At 42.6% G+C, this 22,198-nt stretch carries 23 protein-coding genes and 1 pseudogene; 15 read left to right on the top strand and 9 right to left on the bottom strand.

The features are described 5' to 3' along the window. Positions 1-84 precede the first annotated feature (84 nt). From IGI89_RS14345 to IGI89_RS14320, 6 genes are all read left to right on the top strand, one after another. Entirely contained in the window at positions 85-621 is a 537-nt protein-coding gene (locus IGI89_RS14345) for a CDP-alcohol phosphatidyltransferase family protein (protein ID WP_438735770.1), read from the top strand. A 140-nt stretch (positions 622-761) separates the two neighbouring features. Beyond that, on the top strand, positions 762-1,745 hold the full coding sequence (locus IGI89_RS14340) for a serine hydrolase domain-containing protein (protein ID WP_008381404.1): 984 nt from the start codon (positions 762-764) through the stop codon (positions 1,743-1,745). Between the two features lie 268 nt (positions 1,746-2,013). Further along, positions 2,014-2,379: a hypothetical protein gene (locus IGI89_RS14335; protein ID WP_438735769.1), complete on the top strand. Its 366-nt coding sequence runs from the start codon at positions 2,014-2,016 to the stop codon at positions 2,377-2,379. Positions 2,380-2,550: 171 nt separating this feature from the next. Beyond that, positions 2,551-2,682, top strand: coding sequence for a hypothetical protein (locus IGI89_RS14330; RefSeq protein ID WP_438735768.1), 132 nt, complete (start codon positions 2,551-2,553; stop codon positions 2,680-2,682). Positions 2,683-2,913: 231 nt separating this feature from the next. Next, the gene (locus IGI89_RS14325) at positions 2,914-3,378 is read left to right on the top strand and encodes a hypothetical protein (RefSeq protein ID WP_008381399.1); all 465 of its coding nucleotides are present in this window, start codon (positions 2,914-2,916) and stop codon (positions 3,376-3,378) included. Positions 3,379-3,421: 43 nt separating this feature from the next. Continuing rightward, positions 3,422-3,883: a DUF3788 domain-containing protein gene (locus IGI89_RS14320; RefSeq protein ID WP_005236333.1), complete on the top strand. Its 462-nt coding sequence runs from the start codon at positions 3,422-3,424 to the stop codon at positions 3,881-3,883. A gap of 309 nt (positions 3,884-4,192) precedes the next feature. On the opposite strand, the gene IGI89_RS14315 is transcribed toward IGI89_RS14320, so the two are convergent. Then, complete coding sequence (locus IGI89_RS14315; RefSeq protein ID WP_438735767.1) at positions 4,193-5,071, bottom strand: LysR family transcriptional regulator; 879 nt, start codon at positions 5,069-5,071, stop codon at positions 4,193-4,195. 215 nt (positions 5,072-5,286) lie between these two features. Between IGI89_RS14315 and IGI89_RS14310 the strand changes: the two genes are divergently transcribed. From IGI89_RS14310 to IGI89_RS14300, 3 genes are all read left to right on the top strand, one after another. Continuing rightward, complete coding sequence (locus IGI89_RS14310) at positions 5,287-6,384, top strand: alpha/beta hydrolase (RefSeq protein WP_008381394.1); 1,098 nt, start codon at positions 5,287-5,289, stop codon at positions 6,382-6,384. 124 nt (positions 6,385-6,508) lie between these two features. Beyond that, a complete protein-coding gene (locus tag IGI89_RS14305; protein WP_008381393.1) occupies positions 6,509-7,018 on the top strand; it encodes a cyclophilin-like fold protein in 510 nt (169 codons plus the stop codon). Between the two features lie 22 nt (positions 7,019-7,040). Continuing rightward, the gene (locus IGI89_RS14300) at positions 7,041-7,610 is read left to right on the top strand and encodes a sugar O-acetyltransferase (RefSeq protein ID WP_005236324.1); all 570 of its coding nucleotides are present in this window, start codon (positions 7,041-7,043) and stop codon (positions 7,608-7,610) included. A 78-nt stretch (positions 7,611-7,688) separates the two neighbouring features. Here the strand turns inward: IGI89_RS14300 and IGI89_RS14295 are convergent, their stop codons facing one another. Continuing rightward, a complete protein-coding gene (locus tag IGI89_RS14295; RefSeq protein WP_008381386.1) occupies positions 7,689-9,143 on the bottom strand; it encodes a flotillin family protein in 1,455 nt (484 codons plus the stop codon). Positions 9,144-9,168: 25 nt separating this feature from the next. After that, positions 9,169-9,714: an NfeD family protein gene (locus IGI89_RS14290; protein WP_438735765.1), complete on the bottom strand. Its 546-nt coding sequence runs from the start codon at positions 9,712-9,714 to the stop codon at positions 9,169-9,171. Positions 9,715-10,125: 411 nt separating this feature from the next. On the opposite strand from IGI89_RS14290, the gene IGI89_RS14285 reads away from it, so the two are divergent. After that, entirely contained in the window at positions 10,126-10,254 is a 129-nt protein-coding gene (locus IGI89_RS14285; protein ID WP_005236316.1) for a hypothetical protein, read from the top strand. A gap of 77 nt (positions 10,255-10,331) precedes the next feature. On the opposite strand, the gene spxB is transcribed toward IGI89_RS14285, so the two are convergent. From spxB to IGI89_RS14270, 3 genes are all read right to left on the bottom strand, one after another. Further along, positions 10,332-12,065 carry a pyruvate oxidase gene (gene spxB / locus IGI89_RS14280; protein ID WP_429969905.1) on the bottom strand — a complete coding sequence of 578 codons (1,734 nt, stop codon included), beginning with the start codon at positions 12,063-12,065 and terminating at the stop codon, positions 10,332-10,334. Between the two features lie 127 nt (positions 12,066-12,192). Beyond that, entirely contained in the window at positions 12,193-12,885 is a 693-nt protein-coding gene (locus IGI89_RS14275; RefSeq protein ID WP_438735764.1) for an N-acetylmannosamine-6-phosphate 2-epimerase, read from the bottom strand. A 175-nt stretch (positions 12,886-13,060) separates the two neighbouring features. After that, positions 13,061-13,546 carry a MerR family transcriptional regulator gene (locus tag IGI89_RS14270; RefSeq protein WP_016620848.1) on the bottom strand — a complete coding sequence of 162 codons (486 nt, stop codon included), beginning with the start codon at positions 13,544-13,546 and terminating at the stop codon, positions 13,061-13,063. 137 nt (positions 13,547-13,683) lie between these two features. Here IGI89_RS14270 and IGI89_RS14265 point away from each other — a divergent pair, with 137 nt between their 5' ends. Beyond that, positions 13,684-15,162 carry an MDR family MFS transporter gene (locus IGI89_RS14265; RefSeq protein WP_034872230.1) on the top strand — a complete coding sequence of 493 codons (1,479 nt, stop codon included), beginning with the start codon at positions 13,684-13,686 and terminating at the stop codon, positions 15,160-15,162. After that, positions 15,159-15,866 carry a DUF4811 domain-containing protein gene (locus tag IGI89_RS14260; protein ID WP_008381376.1) on the top strand — a complete coding sequence of 236 codons (708 nt, stop codon included), beginning with the start codon at positions 15,159-15,161 and terminating at the stop codon, positions 15,864-15,866. The genes IGI89_RS14265 and IGI89_RS14260 overlap by 4 nt, the downstream gene beginning before the upstream one ends. A gap of 154 nt (positions 15,867-16,020) precedes the next feature. Here IGI89_RS14260 and IGI89_RS14255 read toward each other — a convergent pair. From IGI89_RS14255 to IGI89_RS14245, 3 genes and pseudogenes are all read right to left on the bottom strand, one after another. Further along, a pseudogene (locus IGI89_RS14255) lies at positions 16,021-17,175 on the bottom strand (pyridoxal phosphate-dependent aminotransferase). Positions 17,176-17,192: 17 nt separating this feature from the next. Further along, positions 17,193-17,915 carry an amino acid ABC transporter ATP-binding protein gene (locus IGI89_RS14250; protein ID WP_005230134.1) on the bottom strand — a complete coding sequence of 241 codons (723 nt, stop codon included), beginning with the start codon at positions 17,913-17,915 and terminating at the stop codon, positions 17,193-17,195. Further along, a complete protein-coding gene (locus tag IGI89_RS14245) occupies positions 17,908-19,389 on the bottom strand; it encodes an ABC transporter substrate-binding protein/permease (RefSeq protein ID WP_005236308.1) in 1,482 nt (493 codons plus the stop codon). The genes IGI89_RS14250 and IGI89_RS14245 overlap by 8 nt, the downstream gene beginning before the upstream one ends. Before the next feature lie 393 nt (positions 19,390-19,782). Here IGI89_RS14245 and IGI89_RS14240 point away from each other — a divergent pair, with 393 nt between their 5' ends. The 3 genes from IGI89_RS14240 (at position 19,783) to IGI89_RS14230 (ending at position 22,173) form a co-directional block, all read left to right on the top strand. After that, positions 19,783-20,445, top strand: coding sequence for a 2,3-bisphosphoglycerate-dependent phosphoglycerate mutase (locus IGI89_RS14240; protein ID WP_142424606.1), 663 nt, complete (start codon positions 19,783-19,785; stop codon positions 20,443-20,445). Positions 20,446-20,548: 103 nt separating this feature from the next. Then, positions 20,549-20,815 carry an ACT domain-containing protein gene (locus IGI89_RS14235; RefSeq protein ID WP_005236306.1) on the top strand — a complete coding sequence of 89 codons (267 nt, stop codon included), beginning with the start codon at positions 20,549-20,551 and terminating at the stop codon, positions 20,813-20,815. A gap of 8 nt (positions 20,816-20,823) precedes the next feature. Further along, positions 20,824-22,173, top strand: a complete 1,350-nt coding sequence (locus IGI89_RS14230) for a PFL family protein (protein WP_005236305.1) — start codon at positions 20,824-20,826, stop codon at positions 22,171-22,173. The last annotated feature ends 25 nt before the right edge of the window (positions 22,174-22,198 follow it).

Genomic DNA, 22,198 nt, shown 5'->3' with positions numbered 1-22,198 from the left:
AAAGAACATTTTAACGTTTCTGAGCTTCTTTAAAAAACTTGCAACAATCTTAGGTATTCAGAAAATGTATCTCAGGGGGAACAAATGAAGCAATTACCCAATATCATTACTACTTCTCGACTGATTCTAGCACCACTTTTACTATTCCTTCAGCCAATGTCTGGCTGGTTTTGGCTGCTTTATTCCTATTGTTTTTTAAGTGACCTTGTCGATGGGCTACTAGCAAGAAGGATGAACCTCACGAGTGAGGTCGGTGCCTTACTAGATAGTTTCGCAGATGTAAGCTTTTTTCTCGCTGTCTTTCTTTCTTTTCTACCGCAGCTTTTGGAAACCCAAACGATCATGGTTTGGATCTTGGTGATCGCTATCATCCGCTTCGTCAGTTATCTGATTGGCTATGTAAAATTTCAGTCTTTTAGCAGTCTGCATACATGGCTCAACAATGCAGTCGGATTTCTTTTATGTATTTTTCCATTGCTGCTCATCGTATTCCATGAAAGAATTGTTGTCTTGATTTTGGGGACCATCGCCACTATTTCGGCATTAGAAGAATTGTTGATAACGATCCTCACAAAAAAACTGGATAGAAATCAAAAATCGATATTCGAAAGTTTTATGTAAGGTACCTCTATCATTGAGGGCCTTTTTTGTTTGTTCCTCTGAAGTAGTCTTTTAAAAGTCCTTTCAAAAACAATTTTAAAAATAACATTGAAAACAATTTTTAATGGTACTATGCTTATCTTTGAAGGGAGGCTTCACAAATGAACAGACAAGAACTGCATGCATGTATCAGTAAAAACCAGCCCAATATTTGCCAAATTTCTGCCTACCAAAATGGAAAGGAAGTTTACTCGGATGAATGGCATGAGTATAAGCCAGACGATACTTGCCACCTTATGTCCGCTACGAAAAGTATCGTTTCTCTACTAGTCGGAATAGCGATAGATCAAGGCCTCATCAGGAGTGTCAATGACAAAGTACTCGATTATTTTCCAGACTATTCCGTAAAACGGGGCGAAAAAACGATTCACGATATTACCATCAAACACCTATTAACGATGCGAGCCCCGTATAAATGCAAAGGTGATCCATGGACAAAAGTTTGTTCGAGTGACGACTGGACCAGCGCCTCCCTTGATTTATTGGGAGGAAGAAAAGGAGTGACAAATGAATTCAATTATCAAACCGTTTGTCTGCAGATCCTCACTGGTTTGTTAGCGAAAGCTTCTGGAATGACGACCGTTGATTATGCGAACCATTATTTATTTCGCCCTCTTGGTGTAGCCGAAATAACCAATTATTATGCGAAAACGGCACAAGAACATAAGCACTTTACAATGAGCAAGGCACCAAAAAAACCAGTTTGGTTTTGCGATCCTTTAAATATTGGGGCGGCAGGTTACGGGTTATGCCTTTCAGCAAAAGATTTAGCCAAAATCGGTGAGCTATGCTTGAACCAAGGCATCCATCAAGGGAAACAAGTGATTTCCTCACAATGGCTCACTGAAATGGTCAATCCGCTAGAGACAAACATAGAGAAATTTCAAAACATGAGTTATGGATATTTGTGGTGGATTTTGGATACTGAGAAAAGCACCTATGCCGCCATCGGTAATAGCGGAAATGTCCTTTATATTGATCCCGAATCAGATTGCGTCATTGCTATTACGGCTTATTTTAAGCCAACTGTCTTTGATCGAATCGACTTTATCGAGACAGAGCTAAAACCGTTCTTTTTGCAATAATGAGCGTTAAGAAAAAGCAGTCTACTGTCAAAAGTTGATTGCTTTTTTTGTAGGTGAAAGCTTTATGATCCTTTTAATGACTATGGCGAGCAGGTGACTACGGATAAAGCTTGGCTGCTAGTCTTTTATGAATTTAAAATCTAGCAATTTGATCCCGCATATAGGAGGCCAAATCAATAATAAACGGAAGATAAATGAGAAATGAATAAAATGACCAAACTATCAACGGCGTAAACTTGGTATACTATAATTGAGAAGAAAATCACAAGTGAAAGGAGCGGTCGGAGTGTTTTCAGAAATCAGTATTTATCAAGTAAAACCAAGTGAAGTCGATACCTTTGAAGCAATCATGCAGGAAGCAACAGAGGCAATGAAGGCCATGGAGGGGGCTTTGTTCTTTCGATTAATGAAACGAACCCGTTACATTAAAGAAATGAGCACCATCAAGGAAGGACGCCTGCCTGATCCATTGACAAGAGTCATAAAATGTGTGAAATATGCCCACTATTGGGAGTTTGATACCGAAGAAAACTATGGCAAAGCCCAAAAAAGGCTGTATGAAAGCTATTGGAAAGCAATCGAGAAATGTTTGATCGTTCCCCACGACAAGCTTTTAGGGGAAGTGATTGAGTGATCGTTTTAGTATCGGATGCTCTTCAGATGAACGGACTTTTTGTTGCAACTGTTTAGAAATTATAGGGAAAAATACAACGGGATGTTAAAAAGTCATTCGAATGTTGAATCGACGACTATTAGTTGTTTAAATGCTCTGTTTCTTGAGGGAATCGGAAAGGAGGAACACACGATGGGACAGGTTGCATTTCATAACTTATACAAATTAATAAAAGGTGCTTCAACAGCAGAATTTGTTCCAGTCGTTGAACAATTCAACCGTGAATACATTTTCAAACAAAGAGGATACCGTTCTTTTGAATGATTAGTAGATTGAGAAATTTGGGCTGACATCACCAAGTTCGAAACGAAAGAAGATGCGGAAACATTTGACCAATGCGGTATCCCAGATGCCTTTGCACAAATGTTTTTATTCATTCATCAATCGAAACAGTTGCAGCTCTCACCTATACACGATTGAAAAAATGTTCCAATAACCATTCAGTATGGAATGGACAACGCTAAAAAACAATTCATATGAAAAGAGGAACTTCTTATGACAAAAACAGCAGAATGGTATCAAGGAAAAGCTGGGCGGGCAGAACATTTGGTCTATTTAAATAAGGAAGCCAAAGAGCTTGAGAAACTGATTCATGGCGACAAAACAATGATCATTCGGGGGGCAGCTGGCAGAAAATCACCCTTAGGAGGAAGAGCCAAAATCAACGATCTTGTTTATTTTGTGGAGACCGGCGGCGATTTGACCATCACTCATCGGGGCATCATTGCCAATGTGACTGAATCTGAAAAGATGACGAAAGAAGAATCCATAGATTTTGTAGAACGCTATGAAAAAGAGTTGAATCTATCGAAAAAGCAAGTCGATCGTTGGGCAGGGAAAAAGTATCTAGCGGTCTATGAAATCGCTGAATTAGAAGAAATAACGCCATTTCAGTACAATCGTGAAAAAAATATGGACGATTGGGTCATCACTGATGATATCAACAAAATTAAATTGTAACGTAGCAAAAACCTAAAAAAAGCGCAAGGAGTTGAGCGAAAGGATGGAAGGCAAAGAGCAATTGTTTCGAGACAAAAACGTGAAACCAACAGAGCAACTGATTGCGGAATCACTGGGTGAGGGATATGCCATTTATCAACGTTTTGTCGAAACGCTTGAAAACGAGGGCATCTCTCTTATGGATTGGCGCTATTACCAAGATGGAAAAGCGTGGTTGTCCAAAGGTGAATACAAATGGACAACGACTCGTGGGACGAATAAAGTGAAACCAATTTTTTGGCTTTCGATGTGGGAGGGCTTCTTCAAAGTCTCCTTTCACTTTAGCGAGAAAGTCCGAACACAGTTATTGTCTCTACCAATCAGTGATGACACAAAAGAAAGGATTCATAAGGCGCCGACCAATGGCACGAAAATGAAGTTTTTTTCTGTGATTTTTGATGTAGCGAGTGACGTTCCTTTGAGTGATATTTACCAAATCGCTGAGTTTCGAAAGCATTCTATTTAAGCAATTTTCTTTCGAAAAAATAAAATTCTTATATTTGTCGTTCTTAAAAGCTAAGGAAATTTGTATATTTTTACCCATAGCTATCGGAATGCGCAATGGCTTTTTAGGAAGTCTCGTAATAAAGAGTCGTGATTTAAAGGAGATAGGCTATTTTTTCATCTATTTCAGTGGATGGAAAAAGACGTCCAAGTTAAAGAACGGGAATGCCTTAACTGATTTTAGCCAATAAATCATCTCATTTAATAAAGAAAAACGAGGTGTTTCATGTGAAAGATGAAACACTTCGTTTTTTGTTTTTCAATACCTATCCTACGAAAACTGTTCCTTCATCCGCTCCAAGAAAAGTCCAGAAGCTTTTGAAAAAACTTGAGTGTTTTTCCAAATGACGTCAAGGTTTGATTCCAGTGCTGGGCTCAATTTTCTAAAACACAATTGGCTATCTGGGGCGAAGTTGACTAATTTATCTAGAGTCAATCCGTAACCGACACCTTCTTCTACCAGCTTTGATGCATTGTAAACTAGGTTATATGTGGCGACGACCGTCAATTTTTTCAGGTCTTTTTTCAACCATTTAGAAAGTTCACTGCTGACCAAACTTTGTCGCGAAGTAATCAAGGGAACGTCCCAGAGATCTTTTGGGGTAATGACTTCGTTGACAGCTAGAGGACTGTCTTTTCGCATCAACACGCCCCAGGTATCTTTGGCAGGTAAGCGTAAGGAATGGTACTTTTTGACGTCTGCTGGACTGATTACGACACCGAAATCCAACAATCCTTTATCCAATCGTTCTTTGACCTCATCGGCGTTGCCGCTATAAAAGTGAAATTTGATGTTAGGGTATTCAGCTTGGATTTCTTTGATGATCGCTCCTAGCAACTGAATCACATAAGTTTCTCCAGCTCCGATCGATACATTGCCGGCGATCGTATCTCGAGGCGACGAAAATTCTGAGCGGGTCTTTTCTAATAATTCTACGATTTCTTCCGCCCGTTTACGAAACAACAGTCCGTCTTCTGTTAGTGTGATTTTGCGATTGCCTCGGGTGAACAACGTCACGCCTAATTCTTTTTCTAGCTCCATCAATTGTCGGGACAAGGAAGGTTGAGAAAGATGCAGATGTTTTGCGGCAGCCGAAATTGTCTCTTTTTCTGCAACTGCTAAAAAGGTGGTCAGATTTTTTAATTCCATTTAAAGTGCTCCTCTTGTTATTCGTATAATGAATAGTTAGGTATTTGATATTGATATTTTACATGGAAAAGACCGCGAAGTACAATAGATTTAATCCGAGAATCACTCTTTTGATCTATGAGTTGCTGGTAACAAACAAAAGATCAAAAGAGAAAAGGAGTTGTATATGTCGCCCTAAGGTACAGGATGATTGACCATGAAAGAAGGCGAATGAAATGAAAAATTGGCAAAAAAAGGCACTTGTATCACTATTGATGCTAGCACCACTTATTTTAGGTGCTTGCAGCAGCAATAACGAGGCGGCAAACGAAGCAACACAAGCCAGTTCAGGAGGAGAAACGATGACAGAAAATGTTTCATTTACAGATGAATGGGACAAAGTTTTCCCAGAAAGTGACACGGTGAATCACCGAAAAGTAACTTTTGAAAATCGCTACGGCATCACTTTAGTTGCTGATCTTTATGAACCAATTGATGCGCAAGGACCACTTCCAGCAATCGCGGTTAGCGGACCCTTTGGGGCAGTCAAAGAACAGACATCTGGTCTATATGCCCAAACGATGGCTGAACGAGGTTTTGTTACGATCGCTTTTGATCCTTCATACACAGGCGAAAGCGGTGGGGAACCACGCTATGTGGCATCACCAGATATCAATACAGAAGACTTTCAGGCAGCAGTCGATTTTTTGTCAGTCCAAGAAAATGTAGATGAAGAAAGAATCGGCTTGATCGGAATTTGCGGTTGGGGCGGGATGGCATTGAATGCCGCAGCCATTGATACCCGTGTGAGAGCGACGGTTTCCGCCACGATGTATGACATGTCGAGAGTCAATGCTCAGGGGTATTTTGATGAGATGGGGGCTGAAGGACGTCATGAATTGCGCCAACAGCTGAACGCCCAGCGGACAGTCGATTTTGCTAACGGTAGCTACGAAAGAGCAGGTGGAGTGCCAGATACACTACCGGAGGATGCACCGGTCTTTATGCAAGATTATTTCGATTACTACAAAACGGAACGCGGCTATCATGAACGTTCGTTAAATTCTAATGACGGTTGGAACGTGACATCATCGCTGTCGTTCTTAAATATGCCGCTCTTGTCGTATATCGATGAGATCCAAAGCGCCGTTTTATTACTCCATGGAGAAGAAGCCCACTCTCTTTACTTCAGTCAAGACGCCTTTGAACAATTACAAGGCGATAACAAAGAGTTGACGGTCATTCCTAATGCTTCGCACGTTGATCTATATGATCAAACAGACGTAATTCCTTTTGATCAAATGACCCAATTCTTCCAAGAACATTTGAACTAAATAGCCACAACGATCTTCACGACTGTTCGGTCACTCTGCCTCTGCTGAGCAGTCGTGTTTTTTTGAAAATACGCATTCAGTTGCCCGCTTCTACATAGAATCATCACCAGAAAGGAGCGAAGAGATGCTTATAAAATTGATATCCGCTATTTTGCTGTTCTTATTAAGTGCCTGTGGGACAAGCGAAACAGAGAGAACCAATATGCAATCCGCTAACGAAACTTCATCGGAAGCTAGCCAAGAGAATGTCCAGCAGTTTTCAGCAGCAACAGCTGTCGTCATTACGGTTGGTCAACAGGATTTTCTAGCGAAGTTTTATGAAAATGAGGTGTCTGAGCACCTAATGAATCAAATGCCCTTTACGGTGACAATGAGTGATTTGAACAACAACGAGAAATATTATCGTTTTTCTGAGAATTTGCCAGAAATGACTACAGAACGGCCGGAGATCATTCACGAAGGAGAAATCATGAGCTGGAATAGTCATACGTTGGTGCTGTTTTATCAGACCTTTACCAATTCTTATGGTGGTTATAATCGTATCGGTGTCATTGAAGATCCGACGGGGTTAAAAGAAGTACTTGGGGCGGAAGACGTAGAGGTTATTTTTTCGTTAAGAAATCCTCGTGAATAACAAATGAATAGGAGAAAAACACATGACGATCGATCAATTAAACAAACTCATGGCAAGTGGCGAACCCTTACTTGCCGGTTCGCAAGCTTCCAAACAAATGGTAGCTCTGAGTGCTAAGGCGAGAAAAATCACGATGAAAATCAATACAGTCTACCATGAGTCTGATGAGTTACAAGAACTTTTTGCCCAATTAACAGGAAAACCAGTTGAGCCGACTTTTTCGCTGTTTCCACCCTTTTATACAGATTATGGCAAGAATATCAGCATTGGCAAAGATGTCTTTATCAATGCGGGTTGTCATTTTCAAGACCAAGGAGGGATCACGATCGGTGATGATACCCTAATTGGGCATAACGTTGTTCTAGCTACCTTGAATCATGGCCTTCACCCTGAAGATCGTAGCACGCTTTATCCAGCCCCCATTACGATTGGGAAGAATGTCTGGATTGGCTCAAATGCAACGATCGTTGCCGGTGTGACCATCGGTGACCATGCGATCATTGCTGCTGGGTCGGTGGTGACCAAAGATGTCGCTGAGCGCACGATCGTGGCTGGTGTACCTGCAAAATATGTCAAAGAGGTTACTGAGTAAGCATAATAGCAATGAGTAAGAAAAAAACTGCTGTTCGCCTTGTCGCTTGTAAAGCGATGAAGACTAACAGCAGTTTTCTTATTCTTGAGGCGGCTCGCTCGTAGTGGAACCGGCGAAGTTTTCAATCAACGATTTCACATCAAGACCGAGGGTTTCTTTCAACGTTTCTTGTGTGGTCGATAAGAGATTGGTGGCGTAATTGGTGACACGATTGGCACCGCCACCTTCACCTGATCCTGTATCAACGACTGAAATTTTATCGATATTGCCTAGTGGTGCGGCTGCTTCTTTGACTAATTGTGGCAGGATCTCGACGATCATGCTCAGAATGGCTGCTTCATCGTATTTCTTGAAGGCTTCAGCGACTTTTTCTTTCGTTTCGGCTTCTGCCGTTCCTTTCGCCAAAGTGGTTTCGGCTTCTGCCAAACCGATCAAACGAATCTTATCGGCTTCGGCTTTTGCCAAGGACTCTGTTCGAAATTGCTCGGCTTCAGTGGTAGCTAAGGCAGATGCTTTTTTGGCTAGCGCTTCTTGTTCAAGCGCATAACGATCCGCATCGGCTTTTTTCTTGATCTCTGAATCAAATTGCTTCTCACGACGCAAGATTTCTTTTTCTTCCAATTCGATTTGTTTTTGTCGTTCAACGACTTCGACTTCAATCTCTTGTTCTCGGACTTTTTGTTTCATGATGGCACTTTGTAGATGATAGGCTTGATCGGCATCGGCTTTGGCGATGTCTTGTTCTTTCTTATAAAGCGCCAGCTTCAATTCTTTTTCCTTCAATGCTTCAGCGATTTCGGTCATGCGTTTTGATTCCGCTGTTTGCGATTCTTGTTCCGATTGGGCTTTTTTGATGCGGGTTTCTTTCAGTGCTTCAGCTTCCGCAATTTCAGCATCCCGTTTGACTTGGGCGATTCTAGGCTTTCCAAGAGAATCCAAATAGCCGTTTTTGTCTCGTACTTCTTTGATCGTAAAGGAGACAATGATCAAGCCCATTTTCGCTAGATCGACAGAGGCTACTTCTTGCACACTTTGGCTGAATTTGTCGCGATTTTGATAAATTTCTTCCACAGTCATCGAACCAAGGATCGAACGCAAATGGCCTTCTAGCACTTCCCGCGCTTCATTTTCTAATTCTTCACGGGTTTTTCCTAGAAATTGTTCCGCTGCCGTTGCAATTTCTTCCACGGATGAGCCGATCTTAATAATGGAAGTTCCGTCACACATCACGGGAACCCCTTGTTCAGTGTAGACTTCCGGCGTTGAGACATCCAGCTTGCTGGAGAGCAAACTGATTCGATTCGATCGTTGAAACACTGGCAAAACAAAGGCTCCGCCACCACGCACGATTTTGATTTTGTTGTTGCTTTCATCGGCGTGTACATTTTTGCTACCTAGATAGCTTCCGCTGATGATCAATGCTTCATCGGGCTTGGCTGTTTGATATTTCGTGACAAAGACGATCAAAAGCATTAATAAAATGAATGCCACGATGGCGATCGGGAAAACGATTGGTGATAATAGAATATCCATAGATACACCTCTTTAGTGATTTAGTTTAGTTATCCAAAAATTTTTTTGTGTAAGGAACGACGTAGCAAACTCGTTCTTTGACTTCAATAATCAAAACCTTCGATCCAGCTGCTAATGGTTCATCGATTGGTTGGAAAGCCGTAGCTGGTCGATTGCTTGAACCAGTGACACTTGTGAGTTGAATTTCGCCCATTCCTTCACAAGGAATCGGCGTCAGCACCGTTGCGATGCGACCTTCAAAATCTTTCTCAGAACTTGACAGTGTCGCTTCCGCATTTCGCATGGGAATCAGCACGTAAAAATTCAAGAGAAAAACGAGCCCTGTAGCAAGGCAGCCGCTAATGACGAAAAGTAGGAGCGAATAGCCAGACAGAAAACTTTCTCCTAAGTAACCGAAGAGACTTGTAAAGGCAAACCATGGAATAATTAACATCGGATCGACTGGTCCGTCGAAATCGAAGATATCCCCAAACAGAAGCAGCAAAAAGGCTAAAACAGCACAGCCAATCAAAACATACAAATAAATTTGCTCAGGTGCATAAGTGTGCAGCACATATCCACCTCCTTTCAAATAGTGTGATTTGTGAGAACGACGAAAGTTAGGAGACAATCGGAAGAAGAACGAAGGAAGCAAAAGAAAGGAACAGAGATTCTGTTATAATTATACCAATAAATAATAAAAATATTCGATTTAATTAGATAAAATGATAAAATAATATAATAAATGGTGGTTTGTTATTTGGGAGAAGGCAACAAAAGCACATGATTTTTTCAAGAGCCATTGACAAACAATCAAAATCAAAGTAGATTAAATCAGGGTAGTAAAAATGTCAAAAGGAACTGCTGACTCTAGACACGTCAATAGGCAGCGTTTGTTTTTTAACCCAATCGAAATAAAGTAGTTGTTCGCAAACATAAAAGAAGTCAGGAACACTTCTTTTCAACCGACAGATCGTATTGCTAAGAAATAGAGGTGGAATCGATGGATCAAAAAGAAAAAATGTTAGAACTAATCAAGAAAAAACAAGGCGGCGGCCGTTCAAAAAAGATGGAATCCCCAAAAAATGATCGGAAAAACATGCGTAAAGGCCCGAAAATTTATAATAAGTAAGGCGATGGATTATTAATACGAAATGAGCGATTAAAAAAAGAGAGAAGGACAGGGTTGCTGTCTTTCTCTCTTTTTTTTTATTCCTCAGAATTCACGTACAACTCACTCAAAGCTGGCAGATCATGGACTTGGTATTTTGCTTTAAACGCTGCGATTTCTTCAGCGCTGAAGCGGTTCGGATCAAGTTTCAGTTCTTCGACAGGAAGAGGTCGTTCGTTAGCGATCTTGACATCGATCACCACAGGTCCGTTGATTTCTTTAGCTTGTGTAAAGACGGATGCTAATTCATCTTCCTTCGTTACCGTGAAGCCTTTCGCACCTAATGCTTCCCCAACTTTACCAAAATCAGCACCGGCTAGTTGGACACCGAACTTGGTTTGCTCGGTATCTTCTTGCTCCGCTTCGATGAAGCCGAATGAGTCATTGGAAAAGACCACGTTGATGATTGGTAAATCATATTTCACTTGGGTGATGATGTCTTGCATTTGCATCGCAAAACCGCCATCCCCACTAAAGGTAAATACTTGGCGATTCGGATAGCTCAATTGAGCTGCGATCCCACCAGGTACACCATTACCCATTGTCGCAAACCAGCCAGACGTTATAAAACGCTGTTCACCCGTCATTTCTAAATGACGGATACTGTGGATCGTCACATTACCGACATCCGTGACAAACAGGGCATCAGGAGCTGCAATCCGGTTGATTTCTCGATAGACAGGTTCAGGACGCAAAGGAACTTGCGAATCATGGTAAAAATGATGGCGCCATGCATGCCAATTGCGACAGTTTTCTTGATTGGCTTTTAACCAAGCATCTGCAGGACGAGGGGCTGCCATCTCTGTCCATTTTCTAAGAGCGGTCGCACCATCTCCTAAAACGGAGACATCCGTCTGATGACGACGACCAAATTTCGAGGCGTCGATATCAACTTGGACAAAGTTGGCACCAGGATTGAAAAAGCGGCGGCCAAAAGGGAAGTCACTGCCGACAAAAACGATGAGATCGGCTTCTGCCAAAGCTTCATTGGCAGGTTTTGTCGCAACCCGTCCAGCAAATCCAAGAAAGTTTTCATAAAGATCAGGCACGATGCCTTTGGCTAAGACAGAAGCTGCGATAGGCATCGAGAAATGCTTAGAAAAAGCATCGATGGCATCAAAATGACCAAAGAGACCTTGTCCGATATAAAGGACGGGTTTTTTTGCTTGTTCAAAATAAGGAAGGGCAGCCTGTAAACCCTCTTCATCAGGCTGGAGAACACCTGTCTTATGATTTTTTGCGGTTGCAATCTCCTGTTCGTCGATTTCTGCAAACCCGTAATCGACCGGGATCGTTACCACAGCGACTCCTTTAAATTTGTAGGATGCTTTAATGGCTTCGTCCACCACGTGGGGCAAACTTTCAGGGGACATGACCGTGCGATTGTAGATACTGACATCAGCGAACATCGGATTTTCATTCATTTCTTGAAAATCATTGTAGTTCATCGAGCTCGAAGCTACTTGTCCTAACAAGGCAACGACGGGCACATTATCCATTTGGGCATCATATAAGCCATTGATCAAGTGGGTGGCACCTGGACCAGCAGAACCGAAAACCGCACCGACTTTTCCCGTTAGTTTGGCATCAGCCGCCGCTGCCAGCGCACCCGCTTCTTCATGACGTACTTGAACATATTTGACCGATTGCCGTTCATGGTACAAAGCATCCATCGTTGAGTTGAAAGATCCACCGGGGATTCCATAGATATGGTCGATGCCCCACGCTTCAAAAATCTTGATCATTGCTGTACCAGCATTGATTTTTGTCATTTTCTTCACTCGCTTTCTCTGTTGTCATTCGTTCTCTTTTAAGTATAAACGTTTCTCAAAAAGACAACAAAGAATGCGCCTTCTGTCACAAGGCGCATAGAAAGACTTATTTTAGGAAATGAACGACTCAGTTGAGAAGCTCTTGCACGAATCGACTGGCGATCTCTTTTGGTCGGGTGATGGCACCACCAACCACGATACCGGTCACACCCATATCCTGAATTTTTTTTGCTTGTTCCGGGGTGTGGATCTTGCCTTCGGCTATTACTGGAACCTTCGCCGCAACCAATTGCTGGATCAACTGATAATCCGGTTCCTCATTGGTAGGACTATTCGCCGTGTAGCCGGACAAAGTTGTACCAACAAAATCGACACCCGCTTCAAAGGCATTGATGCCTTCCTCATAGGTGGCGATATCTGCCATGAGTAGTTGATGGGGGTAAAGAGCTTTGATTTGCTTGATAAAGGCATTGATCGTCAAGCCATCATGACGTTTGCGCAAGGTGCAGTCCAAGGCGATCACCGCAATATGTAAAGCTGCTAATTCGTGTACCTCTTTGATGGTTGCTGTGATAAATGGTTCTTCCGGTGGATAGTCTTTTTTGATGATTCCGATGATCGGCAAATCAACAGCTGCTTGGATCTCGCGAATATCGCGAACGGAATTGGCACGGATGCCAACAGCACCAGCTTCTTGAGCTGCTTTTGCCAATAGGGGCATGACACCGCCGTTTTCGGTATATAGGGGTTCTCCAGGCAATGCTTGACAAGAAACGATCACTCCGTCCTTGATTTGTTGGATAAAAACTTCTTTTTCCATGTATATGACACTTCCCATTCTTTTAAAGGTTCGTTTCTCCCTTCGACTATATCATGAGGCTTTTTCCATGTAAATGAAACGACACCTTCTTTAAAAGGAAAGCGAACACCAAAAAAGAAGCAAGCACCGTCATCAAGGGTGCTTGCTTCATTAGGAGGTGAGGATAGGGAATCCTTTATTCCGCTTGTTTTGACGTGCATTGCTTGAACTTCTCAAAATCGATCGTTTGATTAGCCGGCAGCACTTCGTATTGCAATCGGTCTGTTTCTTCATCGTGAATGATATGGAGGATTTTTCCGTCTTCGTCTACTGGTCCCAGACTGATGATCGTAAACCGTTCATTGATGACTTCTAAATTCTGTAAAACCCCAGAAAACACTTTGCGAATATGATGGGCGGTCTTGATTTTTTTGTCTGCTTTTTCAACAGCCTTGGCTAACGTAAAGCCTTCATCTAAAAACGTTTTGATCATTTCCACTTTGACGACCGTGGGCAGTCGGTATTTTCGTGGGGCATTTTCTTCTTGTGGGACCGATTGAATAAATCCTTTTTGTTCCCAATAACGCAATTGGCGAGGGGAGATATCACACATTTGGCTAAGTTCGCTGATGCCGACCAACAAGTTTTCATTATCAACGAGTTTTCGAAAAAGATGAGACATACGGACTCCATTCTTGTAAAGGTATTTGTTAACATTGTAACTTGTTTTACTTTTATGTCAAGTAGGTTGACAAATGTTAGGGAAAGATTTAAAGTAAAGAAGGTTTTATGAAAAATATACTGAAAAGAGTGTGAAATATGTCAACGAGTCGTCCTTTAGATATCTACGGCAAACCTTACAATCGTTCCTTACTGGTTATGGTTTTGCTGATCGGTACGTTTTGTACTGTTTTGAACCAGACATTGTTAACAACGGCTTTTCCAACCTTGATGGATGCCTTTGACATCTCTGCATCTGATGTCCAATGGCTAACCACCGGTTTCTTGCTGGTCAATGGGATCATGATCCCGATCACCGCATGGCTGATCAACAAGTTCAGCTCAAGAAATCTTTACTTAACCGCAATGAGCATCTTCCTGGCTGGAACGATCGCTTGCTTTGCTGCACCGAACTTTTCTACATTATTGATTGGCCGCTTAGTGCAAGCTGCTGGTGTAGGGATCTCGATGCCGCTTTTGCAAAATATCATGTTGTCGATCTTCCCACCAGAAAAACGCGGTTCAGCCATGGGTATGTCCGGAATCGTTATCGGGTTGGCACCAGCCTTAGGCCCAACGTTATCTGGTTGGATCATTGATCATTATGACTGGCGTTATTTGTTCGGAATGGTCATTCCGATCGTCGTTTTAGTCTTAGTCTTAGCGCTCTTTCTAATGAAGAGTGTGATTGAATTGTCGCATCCGAAAATCGATCTGTTCTCAGCGATTTTATCAACGCTTGGTTTTGGTACATTGCTCTATGGCTTTTCAAGCGTCGGTGACAAAGGGTGGGGCAGTATTGAAGTAATCGGTTTTCTTGCAGCCGGTGTCTTTTTCATTGCTTTCTTTGCATGGCGTCAATTGCACATTGAGCATCCGTTCTTAGAGTTGCGCGTGTTCAAGTCAACGACCTTTACCTTGGCATCGATCCTTTCAGGGGTCACGAATATGGCGATGATCGGTGCTGAAATGGTTCTCCCATTGTATATCCAAAACATTCGTGGTGAATCAGCGTTCCATTCAGGATTGATGTTATTACCAGGTGCGCTGATCATGGGGATCATGATGCCGATTACTGGTGCGATCTTTGATAAGTATGGTGCAAAACGTTTAGCCATCACCGGGATGTTTATCTTGACCGCCGCAACCTTACCATTTGCTTTCCTAACAAAAGATACACCGATTTTGCATATCATTATTCTTTATGGGATTCGGATGTTCGGGATCTCAATGGTGATGATGCCAGTAACGACTTCAGGAATGAATGCCTTGCCTGGTAATCTGATCAGTCACGGTACCGCAGTAAACAATACCTTCCGTCAAGTAGCCAGCTCAATTGGTACGGCTATCTTGATCAGTGTCTTGACAAACGTCACCAAAGGCAACTTGCCAAGTGATTCTTTGCTGGATAAAACGCCTTTGGCCTACAAAGACCAAGCAATCGAAGCGACTTTATCCGGCTACCATGCCGCCTTTTATGTGGCAGCGGTCTTTAGTTTCTTAGGTTTCTTGATCGCCTTCTCCTTAAAGAAAAAAGAACCACGATTGACGGTTCTTGAAGGAGGTGCGGACAAATGATCTTGCTTTTGATCGTTCTTAGCGTGTTAGGATTTGCGGTATTGAATGTCTTTGCCAAAAACAAGCGGCAAACAGGTTTATCATTGGTCTTAGGTCTAGTCTTCGTAGCTAGTGTCGTCGCATTGATGGCCAATTTGACTTACCATTTTGGAATGGAAAAAGAAACGACTGCTAAAACAACAGCACTGGTTTCTAGTGCCGATAACGAGAATTTTGATTTGCTATTGTATCAGCCATTAGGAGATGGTACGGAAAAAATCTACCTGTATAAAACGGATGCTGATCAAGAGGAACCAAAACAAACCGGTACTGATAAAGTGACCAATGTCGTGGAAACAGGGGCTGATTCAGCTCAATTAGAAACAAAAACGACGCGCTGGGTTTATAAAAGTGACCTATCACGCTTCTTGTTCGGAATCGCTGATAACGATGGCCAATATGTCAGCCGTACCAATACGTTCTCATTACCAGATTCATGGGAAGTCTTGAGTGTGGATCAAGCAAAAAAACTGGCTTCTTTAGCGAAAGAACAAGCGGACACCATGAAAACACAAGGACAAGCGTATGTCCAAGAAAAAATGCAAGCTGCATTAATGGCTGATCCAACTATGGACGAGGCAGCCCAAAAAGCAAAAATCGCTGAATTGACAGAAGCTTATCAAAAAGAAGCGATGGCAAAACTGCTTGAAGAAGCAAAAAAGTAAAAACGAGTAGATAGTCAGGGGATGGAAGAATCAAATCGGATTCTTCTGTCCCTTTTTCTACATGAAACTTGTGACATAGCGAAACAGCTGCTGAATGTTGGTCGTGTCCATCAACAATAAAAATCCCACACACTAGTAGTGAGTGGGATTTTCTTTAGTCAAATGAGCACGCGGCAATTCGGTCGAAAGCTTCTTTTAACAAGTCCAACGATTGGGTGGCAGCTAAGCGAACATAGCCATCGCCGGTCGTTTCTCCAAAGGCTTTCCCAGGGATCATCAGCACACTGGTTTCCTTTAATAATTTCTCTACAAAGCTGACAGAGTCCAACCCTGTTTGTTCAATGTTGATGAAGGCATACATGCTTCCTTTGACAGGGGATAAGGAAAGGAATGGGATCTCAGCAACCCGTTGTTCAATGTAAGTCAGTCGTTCCTTAAAGACAGCAACCACTTGCGGCACGAGGGTATCATAGTGATTCAATGCGTAAATACCTGCCCGTTATGAAGGGGTTGGTGCCGAATAGGCGATCGCCTCATTGATCAGTTTTGCCGTAAGATTGATCGATTCAGGTGCGATCATGTAGCCGATCCGCCAGCCAGTCATGGCAAAGGCTTTTGAGAAACTGCTGAATGTGATGGTGTTCTCAGGTGCGAAGGCTGCCATCGGTACAAAGGTATCATCAAAGCAAAAGGCTTCATAGACTTCATCCGAGAGGATCAGCAAGTCATGTTCAATGGCAACTGCTGCGATTTTTTCAAAAGTTTCTGGAGAAAAAACAGCACCAGTAGGATTGTTTGGTGAATTGATGATGATCGCCCGAGTTTTTTCAGTGATGGCGGATTTTAAGACCTCGACATCGATTTGAAAGCCATCTTTTTCAAAGGTCGGGATAAAGACCGGCACACCACCGACTAGTTCGACTTGTTGTTTATAAGGTGAAAAGTATGGTTCATGAATAATCACTTCATCACCAGGATCAATGATGGCAGCCAAAGCTAAGTACATGCCATGCAATGCACCGACAGTTCCTCGTACTTGGCTAGGAGAAAAAGTAAGCTGGTATTGCTTTTGATAAAAATCAACGACAGTTTGGATAAAATCAGCACTGCCGTCTGAAGCGGTGTATTTTGTATGACCCGCTTTGACGTCAGCAAAAGCTGCTTCAATGATCGTCGCATCTGTAATCAAATCAGGATCACCAATCGACAAATCAATCAAATTTGGGGTTTTCTTCGCAAGAGTGGCGATCTCCATTAAAAGATTTTCCTCTGGTTGTAAAAAACGTTCTGCAATCAACGGACGGTTCATTTTGTCATCTCCAATTTCTATAAAACTTTGCTTAAAAAATCCTGTGTCCGCGCATTTTGCGGATGCTCAAAGATTTGTTCTGGTGTTCCTTGTTCTTGAATGATACCGTCAGCCATAAAGATGACACGATCGGCAACTTCTTTAGCGAAGCCCATTTCGTGGGTAACGACCACCATCGTCATGCCTTTTTCTGCTAAAGCTTGCATGACCGTCAACACTTCTCCGACCATTTCTGGGTCCAAAGCCGATGTTGGTTCGTCAAAGAGCATTACATCAGGATCCATTGCCAACGCTCTAGCAATAGCGACCCGTTGCTGCTGCCCGCCAGAAAGGCTAGAGGGGTAACTATCCGCTTTTTCAGCTAAGCCAACTTGCTCCAGCAATCCTTTCGCTGTCTCTTCGGCAGCGGCTTGCTCTTGCTGTTTGACTTTGATCGGGCTGATAGTCAGATTTTCTAACACCGTTTTATGAGGGAATAGATTGAAGCTTTGAAAAACCATTCCCATTTTTTGACGAATCTGATCGATTTTCACACCTTTTGCCAACAAATCATTGCCTTCGAAGGTGATTTTCCCACCGGTCGGCTGTTCAAGAAGGTTCAAGCAGCGTAAGAAAGTACTTTTTCCACTTCCTGAGGGTCCGATGATCACAACGACTTCACCAGGTGTCACTTCAAGATCGATTTCTTTTAAGACGGTATTCTCGCCAAATGTTTTCACTAATTTTTCAACTTTAATCACTAGTTTTCATTCTCCTTTCAGCAACACCCAAGAGACGTGAGAGGGCGAAGGTCAATACAAAGTAGATCAATGATACGATAACGTATGGTAAAAACGGTTTGAAGCTGGCCCCTTGAACGACGCCTGTTTGGAAAATCAGTTCAGACACACCGATCACCGATACGACCGAAGACTCTTTAATGACCGTGACAAATTCATTTCCTAGAGCAGGCAAGATGTTTTTGATGGCTTGCGGGAAAATGATGAAGCGCATCGCTTGGATCTGATTCATTCCTAATGAACGAGCGGCTTCCAGCTGTCCTTTGTTGACGGCATTGATCCCGGCACGAATGATTTCTGCCACATAGGCGGCACTGTTTAGTGCTAAGGCAATACAGCCGGCAGCTAATTTCGAAAGCTCTAAGCCTAACACGCCTGTTCCAAAGTATACAATAAATATTTGTACTAACAAAGGTGTTCCTCGAACATATTCAATATAGACAGCGGCAATGACTTTCAGTGCTTTTGATTTAGAAAGCTTCATAAAGGCTAACAAACTGCCACCGATAGAGCCGAATAATACCCCAACCAAGGCTAGGAAGATGGTATAGCCAGTTCCGGTGATATAAAAAGGCAGATATTTTTCCCAAAAGCTTTGCTCTTCATCGATCGTGCCATCTTCGGTAAACATCAATCGATAGGCATCTTCTTTGTATTGGCTTAAAAGATCATTACTAATGATGGTTTCAATGGAGGAATTGAGTTTTTCCAGTAAAACTGGCGCTTCTTTCGAGATGGCGATGGCGGTCTCCTTCACACCGTTTTCAAACGTGACATTTTCGGCTAATGCCAATGTATCATTCGCCGTCACATATGCTTCGGCAACGGGACCTTCCATCACGATCGCATCGATCTTGCGTGATTTTAGATTGGTGATCAAATCAGGCACCCTTTGCAAAGAGGTGACAGTCGCGCCAGTCAATTCTGTATTTGCCAGCTCTTCTTGGGTGGTTTGTCGTTGTGCACCGACAGCCACACCATCAAAATCAGCCGTCGATTGGAAACGATCCGCGTCTTCCGCTCGAACCAGAACAGTTTGTTGGACTTCCATATAGGTGTCAGTGAAATTGACTTCTTTGCGGCGCTCATCCGTAGCAGCCATCCCAGAGATGACGACATCAATTTTGCCTGTTTTTAACGCCCCTAACAACGCATCAAATCCAAGTTCCTCGATTTTCAGATCGACCCCTAAGTCATCTGCAATCTTTTGGGCAATGGAAATATCGATTCCCACGATTTCATTTTTTCCGTCAACATTGGCACGGAATTCATAAGGTGCATAATCGGCAGATAAACCCACGACTAATACACCATTTTCTTTGACTTTTTCATAGATTGGATCAGTTTCTTCTGCATGTGCTTGTCCGACAAAGAAAAACGGCAGCAATGCTGTGATGATCCCTAATAAAACAGTACCCTTACTAAACCTTTTCATGTAAACGCCCCTTTAACTTTTTCTGCGCATCTATTAAAAATGCAAATAATAACTAATAAATGTATAATAATACATATAAGTGATAGAAACTATCATAGCATAACATCAGTTGAAGTCAATAAGTCAGAGAAAAAAAGTCAAAAAATGTTGTAGAGCGTAAAACCATTTATTCAATTTTTTTGCAATCCGACCAAGAGCAATGTGAAGAAGGCACAGCGTCTTTTTTCTAAAAATACATATTCGATCTTTCACTCTGAAAATAACGGATAATAAAGAAATGTGACCACACTGAATGAACAAATGGAAAATGGTCTCAGAAGAAGCCAAAAAAAACGAAACATAAGACTTTTTTTTGATTTCTTGCGATAATAAAAGTGAAGAGGAGGCGGTAGGATGAAGGTCGTATTGATTCGACACGGAGAAAGTGAAGCAAATTTCGAAAATTATTGGACAGGATGGCTGGATGTTTCGCTGACCGAGAAAGGCCGGCAACAAGCATGGGTAGCAGGGGAACAGATCAAAGCAATGGGGATTACTTTTGATTTTGCCTTTGCATCTGTGCTTCAACGAACGATCATCACGTGTGATGCCGTTTTGGAAGCTAGCAATCAGCTTTGGGTGCCTGTACACAAAACATGGCGCTTAAACGAGCGTCATTATGGGCAACTGGTAGGGGTCAATAAAGATGAGATGGTGGCACAATATGGAAAAGAACAGGTGCAAAAATGGCGTCGAGGATATGATGAACCGCCTTTATATGTGGAGGAAAATGATTTCGATCGACGCTACGATTCTTTGGATCCTCGCTTGATTCCTAAGGGAGAAAATCTGGGAATGGTCGTGGCCCGAGTGGTTCCATTTTGGCAAGATCAGGTGGTTCCGTTACTTAAAGATCATAAGAATATTCTCATTACTGGTCATGGGAACAGTTTGCGGGCGTTAGTCAAATACTTGGAGGACGTGCCCAAAGATGACATGGATACGATCGATATTCCTAACGCACAGCCGATCATTTATGAGTTTGATAGCCAAGCAAACTTGATTGAACGGGCGTAATAACGAACATTTAAAGAATAAACCACATTTTCGTTTGATGTTACATCGAAAATGTGGTTTTGTTGTGCTATAATAAGAAAAATTTAATGAAAGGCGGGAGAATATGAAAGCCGTATTAACCGTTATTGGAAAAGACAAGGTTGGGATCATCGCTGGTGTCAGCCAGAAATTAGCAGAATTAGAAATCAATATTTTAGATGTGTCCCAAACGATCATGGAAGATTACTTCACGATGATGATGCTTTTAAACATGGATGCCAATCAGGATTTTGACGGTGTTCGTGAGGAGCTTCACCAAATAGGTCAGGCATTAGGTGTGAAAATCAGCATTCAAAATCAAGAGATTTTTGATACCATGCATAAATTATAGGAGGCACTATGGAGACAAATCAAATACTTGAAACCATTCGCATGGTGGAAGAAGAAAACTTAGATATTCGTACGATCACGATGGGGATTTCATTATTGGATTGTATCGACGCCGATATTGATCGTACCTGTGAGAAAATTTTTCAAAAAATCACGACAAGAGCCAAAGACCTCGTCAAAGTTGGTGAAGAAATCGAAAGTGAGTATGGTATTCCGATCATAAACAAGCGGATTTCGGTTACGCCTGTAGCGATCGTAGTAGCAGCTTGCCAGCCGACACCCGCAGACTGTATCAAAGTTGCGAAGACATTGGATCGAGCGGCGCAAGAAGTCGGGGTCAATTTCATCGGCGGCTATAGTGCGCTAGTAGAAAAAGGCTATCAAGGCGGTGACCTTGCATTGATCGAATCGATTCCAGAAGCCTTGGCACAAACCAATTTTGTCTGTTCGTCGGTCAATATTGGATCAACGAAAGCTGGGATCAACATGGATGCAGTGCGTCTGATGGGAGAAACAGTCAAGAAGACTGCCGAAGCATCAGATATGGGCTGTGCGAAGCTGGTCGTTTTTGCCAATGCTGTGGAAGACAATCCCTTTATGGCGGGGGCTTTTCATGGAGTCGGTGAAGCTGATGTGGAAATCAACGTCGGTGTCAGCGGACCTGGTGTCGTCAAACGTGCCTTGGAAAAAGTCAAAGGCGAGTCCTTTGATGTCGTGGCGGAAACAGTTAAAAAAACGGCTTTCAAGATCACGCGGATGGGGCAATTAGTCGGGCGCGTGGCTTCAGAGCGCTTGGGCGTTCCATTTGGGATCGTCGACCTTTCGCTGGCACCAACTCCTGCTGTTGGTGATAGTGTGGCATTGATTTTAGAAGAAATGGGCTTAGAATCTGTCGGTACCCACGGAACGACAGCTGCTTTGGCATTGTTAAATGATGCAGTCAAAAAAGGCGGCGTAATGGCCTGCAACCATGTTGGTGGTCTGTCGGGTGCTTTTATCCCCGTTTCTGAAGATGCAGGAATGATCAAAGCAGTAGAAGCTGGTTTATTGAATTTAGAAAAACTTGAAGCCATGACGGCAATCTGCTCTGTCGGCTTAGATATGATTGCGATTCCGGGAGATACTTCGGCTGAGACGATCGCCGCAATGATCGCGGATGAAGCAGCGATCGGTGTCATCAACCACAAGACGACAGCTGTCCGAATCATTCCAGCGAAAGGCAAAGAAATCGGCGATCGCATCGAGTTTGGTGGGTTATTAGGGACAGCGCCAGTGATGAAAACCAATCCTGCGAAGTCTACTGATTTCATTTTGCGTGGCGGCCGTATTCCCGCACCGATCCATTCATTTAAAAACTAGCTCGTGTTCATTTTGTAAGAAAATA

This window comes from Enterococcus sp. AZ141, from assembly GCF_051714385.1.
GTDB lineage: Bacteria > Bacillota > Bacilli > Lactobacillales > Enterococcaceae > Enterococcus_D > Enterococcus_D entomosocium.
This window is presented reverse-complemented; position numbering and strand designations above follow the sequence as displayed.

Coding starts and splice junctions, on each gene's coding strand:
- IGI89_RS14330 (WP_438735768.1), top strand. CDS start 2,551: ATGGGACAGGTTGCATTTCATAACTTATACAAATTAATAAAAGGTGCT.
- IGI89_RS14240 (WP_142424606.1), top strand. CDS start 19,783: ATGAAGGTCGTATTGATTCGACACGGAGAAAGTGAAGCAAATTTCGAA.
- IGI89_RS14305 (WP_008381393.1), top strand. CDS start 6,509: ATGCTTATAAAATTGATATCCGCTATTTTGCTGTTCTTATTAAGTGCC.
- IGI89_RS14295 (WP_008381386.1), bottom strand. CDS start 9,143: ATGGATATTCTATTATCACCAATCGTTTTCCCGATCGCCATCGTGGCA.
- IGI89_RS14275 (WP_438735764.1), bottom strand. CDS start 12,885: ATGGAAAAAGAAGTTTTTATCCAACAAATCAAGGACGGAGTGATCGTT.
- IGI89_RS14285 (WP_005236316.1), top strand. CDS start 10,126: ATGGATCAAAAAGAAAAAATGTTAGAACTAATCAAGAAAAAACAAGGC.
- IGI89_RS14230 (WP_005236305.1), top strand. CDS start 20,824: ATGGAGACAAATCAAATACTTGAAACCATTCGCATGGTGGAAGAAGAA.
- IGI89_RS14235 (WP_005236306.1), top strand. CDS start 20,549: ATGAAAGCCGTATTAACCGTTATTGGAAAAGACAAGGTTGGGATCATC.
- IGI89_RS14340 (WP_008381404.1), top strand. CDS start 762: ATGAACAGACAAGAACTGCATGCATGTATCAGTAAAAACCAGCCCAAT.
- IGI89_RS14315 (WP_438735767.1), bottom strand. CDS start 5,071: ATGGAATTAAAAAATCTGACCACCTTTTTAGCAGTTGCAGAAAAAGAG.
- IGI89_RS14270 (WP_016620848.1), bottom strand. CDS start 13,546: ATGTCTCATCTTTTTCGAAAACTCGTTGATAATGAAAACTTGTTGGTC.
- IGI89_RS14310 (WP_008381394.1), top strand. CDS start 5,287: ATGAAAAATTGGCAAAAAAAGGCACTTGTATCACTATTGATGCTAGCA.
- IGI89_RS14245 (WP_005236308.1), bottom strand. CDS start 19,389: ATGAAAAGGTTTAGTAAGGGTACTGTTTTATTAGGGATCATCACAGCA.
- IGI89_RS14300 (WP_005236324.1), top strand. CDS start 7,041: ATGACGATCGATCAATTAAACAAACTCATGGCAAGTGGCGAACCCTTA.
- IGI89_RS14265 (WP_034872230.1), top strand. CDS start 13,684: ATGTCAACGAGTCGTCCTTTAGATATCTACGGCAAACCTTACAATCGT.
- IGI89_RS14345 (WP_438735770.1), top strand. CDS start 85: ATGAAGCAATTACCCAATATCATTACTACTTCTCGACTGATTCTAGCA.
- spxB (WP_429969905.1), bottom strand. CDS start 12,065: ATGACAAAAATCAATGCTGGTACAGCAATGATCAAGATTTTTGAAGCG.
- IGI89_RS14325 (WP_008381399.1), top strand. CDS start 2,914: ATGACAAAAACAGCAGAATGGTATCAAGGAAAAGCTGGGCGGGCAGAA.
- IGI89_RS14320 (WP_005236333.1), top strand. CDS start 3,422: ATGGAAGGCAAAGAGCAATTGTTTCGAGACAAAAACGTGAAACCAACA.
- IGI89_RS14260 (WP_008381376.1), top strand. CDS start 15,159: ATGATCTTGCTTTTGATCGTTCTTAGCGTGTTAGGATTTGCGGTATTG.